Source organism: Anaeroplasma bactoclasticum (assembly GCF_003550015.1).
GTDB classification, from domain to species: Bacteria; Bacillota_I; Bacilli_A; order Acholeplasmatales; family Anaeroplasmataceae; genus Anaeroplasma; species Anaeroplasma bactoclasticum.
This window is the reverse complement of the sequence record NZ_QXEV01000047.1, coordinates 1-8,931: the sequence shown is the minus strand read 5'-3', so window position 1 is coordinate 8,931 and position 8,931 is coordinate 1. Positions and strand designations below refer to the sequence as shown.

General features: G+C 30.6%; 5 protein-coding genes. 3 read left to right on the top strand and 2 right to left on the bottom strand.

Annotation, left to right across the window (positions count from 1 at the left end; genetic code table 11):
• Positions 1–85 precede the first annotated feature (85 nt).
• Complete coding sequence (gene plsY, locus EI71_RS09830; RefSeq protein WP_211321112.1) at positions 86–844, bottom strand: glycerol-3-phosphate 1-O-acyltransferase PlsY; 759 nt, start codon at positions 842–844, stop codon at positions 86–88.
• Positions 845–1,012: 168 nt separating this feature from the next.
• Here plsY and parE point away from each other — a divergent pair, with 168 nt between their 5' ends.
• The 3 genes from parE (at position 1,013) to EI71_RS09815 (ending at position 8,394) form a co-directional block, all read left to right on the top strand.
• A complete protein-coding gene (gene parE / locus EI71_RS09825) occupies positions 1,013–2,968 on the top strand; it encodes a DNA topoisomerase IV subunit B (protein ID WP_119017048.1) in 1,956 nt (651 codons plus the stop codon).
• A gap of 3 nt (positions 2,969–2,971) precedes the next feature.
• Positions 2,972–5,722 carry a DNA topoisomerase IV subunit A gene (gene parC, locus EI71_RS09820; RefSeq protein WP_119017047.1) on the top strand — a complete coding sequence of 917 codons (2,751 nt, stop codon included), beginning with the start codon at positions 2,972–2,974 and terminating at the stop codon, positions 5,720–5,722.
• Between the two features lie 131 nt (positions 5,723–5,853).
• Positions 5,854–8,394, top strand: coding sequence for an ATP-binding cassette domain-containing protein (locus EI71_RS09815; RefSeq protein ID WP_119017046.1), 2,541 nt, complete (start codon positions 5,854–5,856; stop codon positions 8,392–8,394).
• Positions 8,395–8,734: 340 nt separating this feature from the next.
• On the opposite strand, the gene EI71_RS10285 is transcribed toward EI71_RS09815, so the two are convergent.
• On the bottom strand, positions 8,735–8,931 hold a 197-nt coding region (locus tag EI71_RS10285), incomplete at its 5' end, for a hypothetical protein (RefSeq protein ID WP_162849952.1).

The window sequence follows — 8,931 nt, the reverse complement described above, 5'->3', positions numbered from 1 at the left end:
TTTCATACTCTATCAAGTACTTAAAACTTAAATTTTAAAAATGATACAAAAGATAAAAAAATGGGTAGAAAAGAAAACTGCAGAATTAATTTTCTGCAGCATTTTCATTATTATTTTCAGTATCATCTTCAACAGTTGCCTCAATTGGGTCAACCTTTTTCTTTTTAAATGAATTTTCAGTTCCATTAGCTAATCTCTTATAATTTGGTATATGCTTATAAATAATTATTACACCAGGAACTAAAATAGTAAGTAGATTTGCTAAAGAAGGCTTATTGATAAAATATTCAATAAAGGATGGACCATAATATCCTACAAAGAATAAAACTAAATATGTAAGTAATACAGCTAGGGTTGCAAAAGTAGAAGCTAAAGATACATAGCCTGTAGACTTTAATACAATTAAGAATGTAATTAAGCATAGGATACCAGCAAGTGGACAAATACAAAGTACAACACCTAAGCTTGTCGCAACAGCCTTACCACCCTTAAATCCTAAGAAGATAGAATAGGAGTGACCAATAACTGCCATCATGCCATAAAATCCATAATCTAAAACGGAATGGAATACATCACATTTAGATAATATTTGTAAAATTATAATTACTATTGCACCTTTAAATACATCACAGAAGAAGACTAAGAAGCCTACCTTCTTACCAAGTACACGAATCGCATTGGTAGATCCTGTATTTTTACTACCAAATTGACGAATATCTGTACCAGTCATTGCCTTACCAATGACAACCCCAGATGGGAATGAACCACAAATGTAGGCAAGAATCATTAATAAGACGGAAATGATGATATTCCAAGTCATTGGAGTAGTTGATTCTAAAAACATGAATAACTCCCTCTTTCTATAAAAATCACTAGTAATTATACAATGTATAAAGTTTAATGTCAAACGACGTTTTTATAAAATTCCTTTATAATTTTTTCACATGAAAATATTGGAAAACGTTTGCAAATTTGGTATTATAATATTGTTGTGAAAGTATGGGTGGTATGAATGTCAAAAAATTCGTATGATGACAGCTCGATACAAGTCCTAGAAGGACTAGAGCATGTTAGAAAACGTCCAGGTATGTATATTGGTTCTACTGATGAAAGAGGACTACATCACCTGGTATGGGAAATCGTAGATAATTCCATTGATGAAGCCCTAGCTGGCTACGGAAAGGAAATTATCGTTACGATTAATGAAGATAATTCCATCACAGTAGAAGACTCTGGTAGAGGTGTTCCATGTGGTATGCATGAAACAGGAAAGAATACTATGGAAATTATCTATACAAAATTAAATGCCGGTGGTAAATTCGGTGGAGGAGGATATAAAACCTCTGGTGGATTACATGGTGTAGGTGCATCCGTTACAAATGCCTTATCTTCCTATATGGATGTAACATCCTATAGAGATGGTAAAATCCATAGAATATCCTTTAAGCATGGTGGAATGGAAGTTTCCCCTGTTGAGGTTATAGGAGATACCAAAAGAACAGGTACTACAGTTCATTTTAAACCAGATCCAACTGTATTTACGACTACAGTTTATCAATACGATACAATTAAAACTAGAATTCGTGAAAGTGCATTTTTAATCAAAGGATTAAAGATGACCTTAAAGGATAAAAGAAGTGGTAAAAGCGAATCCTTCCAATATGAAAATGGTATTTCTGAGTATGTTGCCTTCCTTACAACAGGAAAAAGCCCAATGCATAATGTAGCTTACTTCGATGGTGATTACAAAAGTGAAGTAACAACTACATCTGCAGATGGTAAAAGTGAAACAACAGAAGAAACCATAGAAGTTGAGGTTGCATTCCAATTCTTAGATTCCTATAACGAAACATTAATTTCTTTTGTTAATAATGTTAAAACCCCAGATGGTGGTACTCATGAAACTGGTTATAAAACAGCTTTAACTAGAGCATTTAATGATTATGCTCATAGAGCAAAATTAATAAAAGAAAATCAAACCCTAGAAGGTGCAGATATAAGAACAGGCTTAACATCTGTTGTATCTGTAAGAATTGGCGAAAAGCAGCTTGAATTTGAAGGTCAAACAAAGGCTAAGCTTGGTACTCCTGCAGCAAAAACTGCTGTAGATAATGTCGTAGGCGAAAAGCTAACCTTCTTCCTAATGGAAAATAAAGACCTAGCAGAAAGAATCATTAAAAAGGCTCAAAAAGAAGCTGAAGCAAGAGCTGCAGCAAGAAAAGCTAGAGAGCAAGCAAGACTTGATAAAAAGGATAAGGGAGAAAGAAATATCTCTACAAAGCTTGCTCCTACAAGTGAAAAAAATAAAGATATTAATGAGCTATACCTAGTAGAGGGTGATTCTGCCGGTGGTTCTGCAAAGCAGGGTAGAGATAGACGCTTCCAAGCAATCCTTCCACTTCGTGGTAAGGTATTAAATACCGAGCGTGCAACTATTGATGCAGCCCTTAAAAATGAAGAAATCAATACAATGATTTATACCATTGGCGCAGGCTATGGACCTGATTTTGATTTAAAGAAATGTAATTATAAAAAGATCATTATTATGACCGATGCCGATGACGATGGTGCACATATCCAGGTATTATTATTAACATTCTTCTTTAACCATATGAGACCATTAGTAGAGGATGGCAGAATCTATTTAGCCCTACCTCCACTATTTAAAATTACAAAGCGTGGTAAAACAGAAGAAATCGTTTATGCATGGACAAATGAAGAAAAAGATAAAATCTTAGCTTCTTGTAAATGTCCAACATTACTTCAAAGATATAAAGGTTTAGGTGAGATGAATGCAGAACAACTTTGGGAAACTACAATGAACCCTGAAACTAGAACCTTAGTTCAGGTTCATGTAGAAGATGAAGCAGAAGCTGAATCTCAGGTTAATGTATTAATGGGTAACGATTCTGAAAGAAGAAGGAACTGGCTTGAAAACCATGTATCCTTTACCCTAGAGGAGGAATAGTCTATGGCCAAGAGTGAATCTATTAAGAAAAAGCTAGACATGTTCCTTAAGGAGCAGTTCCAAGAAACAAAATTAGAAGATGCATTAGGAGACCGCTTTGGTCGTTATTCGAAATACATTATCCAAGAGCGAGCTATCCCAGATGTAAGAGATGGCTTAAAGCCAGTACAAAGAAGAATTCTATATGGTATGTTTAATATGAAGGTAACTTCAAACCAGCCATATAAGAAATCTGCCCGTATCGTTGGTGATGTAATGGGTAAATATCACCCACATGGAGATTCCTCCATCTATGAAGCATTAGTTCGTATGAGCCAATCATGGAAAATGGGTGTAACTCTAATTGATATGCATGGTAATAATGGTTCTATCGATGGCGATGGTCCTGCAGCCATGCGTTATACAGAAACAAGATTATCTAAAAATGCGGAATACCTATTACAGGATTTAGATAAAAATACTGTACCATTTATTCCAAACTTTGATGATGAAGAAACAGAGCCTACTGTATTACCAGCAAGATTCCCAAATCTACTTGTAAATGGTGCAATGGGTATTTCATCTGGTTATGCAACCTATATTCCAACCCATAACATCAATGAAGTTATTAATGCCACAATCGCAAGAATTAATAACCCAAATATGACGGTAGATGACTTACTTGAAATTATGCCAGGACCAGACTTCCCAACTGGTGGTATCATCATGGGACGTGATGGTATAAGAGAAGCATTCTTAACGGGAGCTGGATCTGTAGTTGTAAGAAGTAAATATGAAATTGAAGAAATGGGACCAGATCAAAGCCGTATTGTCATTACAGAAATCCCATACGATACATTAAAAAATAAAACTGTAGAGCGTATGGAGCAATTGCGTTTAGATGGTAAGGTACCTGATGTCATTGAAACAAGAGATGAATCCGGTCGAGATGGCTTAAGAATTGCAATCGACTTAAAGAAGGGTGCAAATTCTGATGCTATCATCAATTTCTTCTTTAAAAATACTGACTTACAATGTAACATCAACTACAATATGGTCTCTATTTGTAACCGTAGACCAATGAGACTTGGTGTACTTCCTATCCTTGATGCTTATATTGATCATCAAAAGGAAGTTATTACAAATAGAACAAACTATTTACTTGCGAAAGCAGAAAAGAGATTACATATTGTTGAGGGCTTAATTAAGATGGTAGATATCCTAGATGAGGTAATCCATACCATCCGTCATTCCTTAAACAAGGCAGATTCTAAGGCAAACTTAGTTAAAAAATTCGCCTTCACAGAAGAACAAGCTGAAGCAATTGTAACAATGCAGTTATATCGTTTATCGAACCAAGATGTAGAAACATTAATGGAAGAAAGAAAAACATTAACAATTTCTATTGAAGAATATAACAAGATTTTATCTAGTGAAAAGGAATTACTAAAAGTAATTAAGAAAGAATTAGCTGATATGAATAAGGCTATTTCTTGCCCAAGAAGAACAGAAATCAAGGATGAATCTGCTCAAATTAAGCTAGATGAAACAGATTTAGTTGCAAAAGAACAAGTTATGGTTTGTGTATCAAGAGAGGGCTATTTAAAGCGTGCAAGCCTAAAAGCATTTAATGCTGCCAAGAGTAATGGTACAAAGGAAAATGACTCTGTATTATTCTTAGAAGAAGCAAATACACTAGATACATTATTAATATTTACAAATTTAGGTAATTTTATTTACATGCCTGTATATAAAATTCCAGAAGCTAAATTTAAGGATGTAGGTACATTTATTGCATCCTTATGTCAAACTTCCGCAAAAGAAAAATTTGTCCATGTATTTAGAATTGAATCCTTCGATGATCCAAAGCAATTAGTACTTGTAACAAAGAATGGTCAAATTAAGCAAACGGTATTATCTGATTTTAATGTCAACCGTTATACAAAGCCAGTAAGAGCTATGAAGATGAGCGATGATGATTTACTTGTTGGTGTAGATATTATTGATGACCCACTAGAAATCATGGTATTTACAAGAAACTGTGAGGCATTAAGATTTAGAGCGACAGATGTAAACCTTTATGGTACAAATGCTGGTGGTACAAAAGCCATCAACTTAAAACCAGGAGATGAGGTAATCAATGCGATTTATTGTAATAAGAATGATGACTTCTTACTACTTACAAGTAGAAATACAATTAAACGTATGAAGGTTACAGATGTCTTACTAACAAGAAGAGCAAGATCAGGTAGTGCCCAAATTAAAAAGCTAAAATCTAATCCATATTTACTACTTGATGCCATGAAAATGACACCAAACCAGTATAAAGAAAATCTACCAATCATTCTTATTTATAAGAATGGTAATGATACAATCGATGCCTTTAGCTTAAAATATAATGTATCCGATGCAGGTAAAACTATTACAAGTGAAAACCCTGAATTCAAGGATTTAATTTGGTTCATGCTACCAAAGCCTGAAAAGCCAGATGCTAAGGTATCTCCAGAATACCTACAAGAAGATACAATCTTCTCCCCAAGTATGCAAGCATCAAATCCTGCCCCAATCACTTATGATGATGAAGAGGATAAATCCATAAAAGCAGCGAAAACTACAAATCAGGATTTATTAAATGATTTAGATGCAATACTTGCTCATCATGGAAATAAAACTTCTGATGCCTTTAGTCCAACAGTAGATTCAAAGGATAACGAAAAGAAGCAGGATATAAAATTTAAAAAGATTTCCTTATTCGATGATGAGGATATAAATTAATTATAAAGAGCAATAAAAAATTGCTCTTTTTTCATTTGGAATTATTGACTTTGAAAGCATGATGATATATATAAATATATATAATTTAAGATTGAACTTAAAATATATTTAAAATAGTGGAGAGAGAAAAAATGATAAATTTTAAAAATTTTAGAATTAATGATGGATTATCGGAATGTTTAAAAGAACCGATTGATTTTAAATTACCAAATAAGGGGCTTGTTATAATTTGTAGAAGATACTATGAATTTGGCCAATCCTTTGATAGATTAGTTTCCTGCCTAACATTATCTAATACAAATTATGATGGCGAAATATTCTATAATAAAAAGAATCTAAAGGAATTAAATACAAATGAGAGAGATTCATATAAAAATAATATTATCTATTTAAAAGAGTCTTATCATACCCCAAAAGTATTCTATGGATATACAGTTTCTGATGCATTTTTAGAGGCAAATGTATTTGATGAAAATGCTATAAAAGAAGCCTTAAAAAAAGTTGGATTAAATATAGATTTAAAAACAAAAACTATTAAATTAAATGATTATAAAAAAGAATTATTAGAATTAGCCATTGCTTTAGCAAATAATCCTAAAATTATTTTCATTTCAAAATTCACAATGGAAGATTCACAATTGGAATCTTATTATAAGGTGTTAAAAAATTTATCAAATAATTATTTAATTATTTTAGGAACACATTATGAAAACTTTTTATCAAATAATTCTAGAATTATTATATTCAATCCAAAAGGAATTCTAAGTGATAATATAGATTCAATAAATCAAGATATGGATGAAAATGATTCATCCTTAAATGAAGTTATTCTTCCTAAAGATAAAGAAAAGCCTTCTTTAAGAGATAATTTATTAATAGGTAAGAGAGCAGGATTCATAATAAAAAATATCCCACTATTAATAGTATTATTATTCTCTTTTGTACTAATTGGAATTTCAACTGCATATATGTTATATAATCCCGCATATGCACTTAATTCCTTATATTCTTCAGATGAGATAAAAGAATTAGATTTATATAAAGAATATACATATAGACTTGAACAGTATACAATTGATAAAGAAGGTAATATGACTGATGTTAGTCAAAATGTAATAGTTTTGGATGAGAATAATAACGGTAGAGAATATAAAAATAGTGAATTAGATAAAAAAGCATATGGCCATTATTCTTTAGATGAGCTTAATGAATTAAATAAAAATTCCGTTGGCCATATCTTTTTAGGAAAAAATATAAAACCTGTTACAGATTTTATAAAACTAGATGATTTATATTATATAAGTAATTTCACTTGTATATGTGAAGGACAACAGGAATTTTTTGATAAATATAATATTCCAACGCTTGCAGGAAATTATCCTAAAGCATATGACGAAATTGCAATTTCGTCATATATGGCAGATGGTTTAATAAAATCACTTAATGATCTTATGACATATGATTCATTAATTGGTCAATATACTGAATGTAAGATTGACGGAAAGAGCAAATCCTTAAAAATATCAGGTATATATGATTTTGGAAAACCAAATCCAAATTATGATGATATCAAAGAAACAACTAATGAAGACTATAAAAATATGACATCTTTAGAAAAGTTAAATTTTTATAGGCATTATAACTCCTTTAAAGATGAAATATTAAATAAGTTTGGTTTATTATATTGTTTTACAAAGGAAGGTTTTTGTAATGAAAATAATTTAAATTATAATTATGCAAAAACAAATTTTCACGTAAAATGTTGTTCTGATGGTGCAACTAGTTGGTCCTACGTTGATGTTACAAAAAATCAAAGTTATTCTAAATATGATAGTTCATTTATCCCATTTGAGGAAGTTGTTCAATCCAAAGATTATATATTTTATGATTTTGACGGTAATGTAATCAAAACTCCAACATTAACGAATACGGAATGTTATTTACCATATGATATATATTATGATTTTAAAGATAATCTTGATGAATATTTTGAAGGATTTAAAGTTGGTTTAGATTCTCCAATATCTTTTGATGTAAAAGGCTTTTTTAAAGGTCCAACTTCAGATTATAATAATATGATATTAAATACAGATGCAGTAATTGAAAAAGGGTATTCCATTAAAATGGAATATTATGAAAAGCGTAATACAAAATATCAAGACAAAGAAAATGCATGTTATCATTATTTAATAACATTCTCAAATTATTCTTTAAAACAAACGAAGAGCATTTACAATTATCCAACGAATAATTTTGAATATGTAACAAGTAAAAATGGTGAAAATAGAGTAGAACATGCAATATCTTTTAATGATGAAATACCTATATGGCTTTTCTCCATTGGAATGGGATCACTTTTCATTTCGCTTTGCATGATATTAATAGAAAATTCTAGGATTAAGAAAAGATACGCTAATTCTAAAACTAATTTGACGAAAGCACCTAATATTTTAAAACCATATGCTTTATATACTATTATTACCATAGTAATATCCTTCTTAATTTCATTAGGGGGAATATATTTAGGATGCTTTATTCTCAATTTTTTAAAATATAACTCTTTAAGAATGCTATTTTTTAATGGCTATTGCTATTTATTCATGATTGGTATTGCATTAATTACAAGTGGCATTAGTGCATTAGTATTATTTAGAAAAAAGAAAACACATTAAATTTAGTTTTATTTAGAGTTTTACTATTATATACAATTCTAGATAATAAAATGGTGCGTTGATTACAAATTCAGCGCACTTTTTTCTATTATCTCAAAAAATCAAATACAAGATATTTTGTTTTATTAGTAAATTCGTTTCATTTAGCTTTATGTATCGAAAAAACTATCAATTTGAGAGAATTTTATAGCAAATTTATTTTATAAATAAATAAATTATGCTAAAACCGGAGTTTGCCTAAATATTAGATATTGAAATAAAAAATAGCACGTAATAGGGCCGTCATTTGCTCATACGTGCTATTTTTAGTCTTTATTTTATGTACTACATTTATGTACTACTATGACAATTTAATATTGCTTTTAAGTGTTCTAAAGTCTATAGGTTTATATAGTTTTTTAGGTAATTCGATTTCAAATGAATCAAGTATCAATTTCAAATCAGAGTCATCAATATCATTAAATCTATAATAATCATCAGCTAGTTTTTCAACCTTCCACTTGTTTAATGCACTTTGGATTCTATCTGCTGATAATG

What these genes read in the sequence shown, in the direction of transcription:
- parC (WP_119017047.1), top strand. Translation starts at nt 2,972, where the DNA reads ATGGCCAAGAGTGAATCTATTAAGAAAAAGCTAGACATGTTCCTTAAG.
- parE (WP_119017048.1), top strand. Translation starts at nt 1,013, where the DNA reads ATGTCAAAAAATTCGTATGATGACAGCTCGATACAAGTCCTAGAAGGA.
- plsY (WP_211321112.1), bottom strand. Translation starts at nt 844, where the DNA reads ATGTTTTTAGAATCAACTACTCCAATGACTTGGAATATCATCATTTCC.
- EI71_RS09815 (WP_119017046.1), top strand. Translation starts at nt 5,854, where the DNA reads ATGATAAATTTTAAAAATTTTAGAATTAATGATGGATTATCGGAATGT.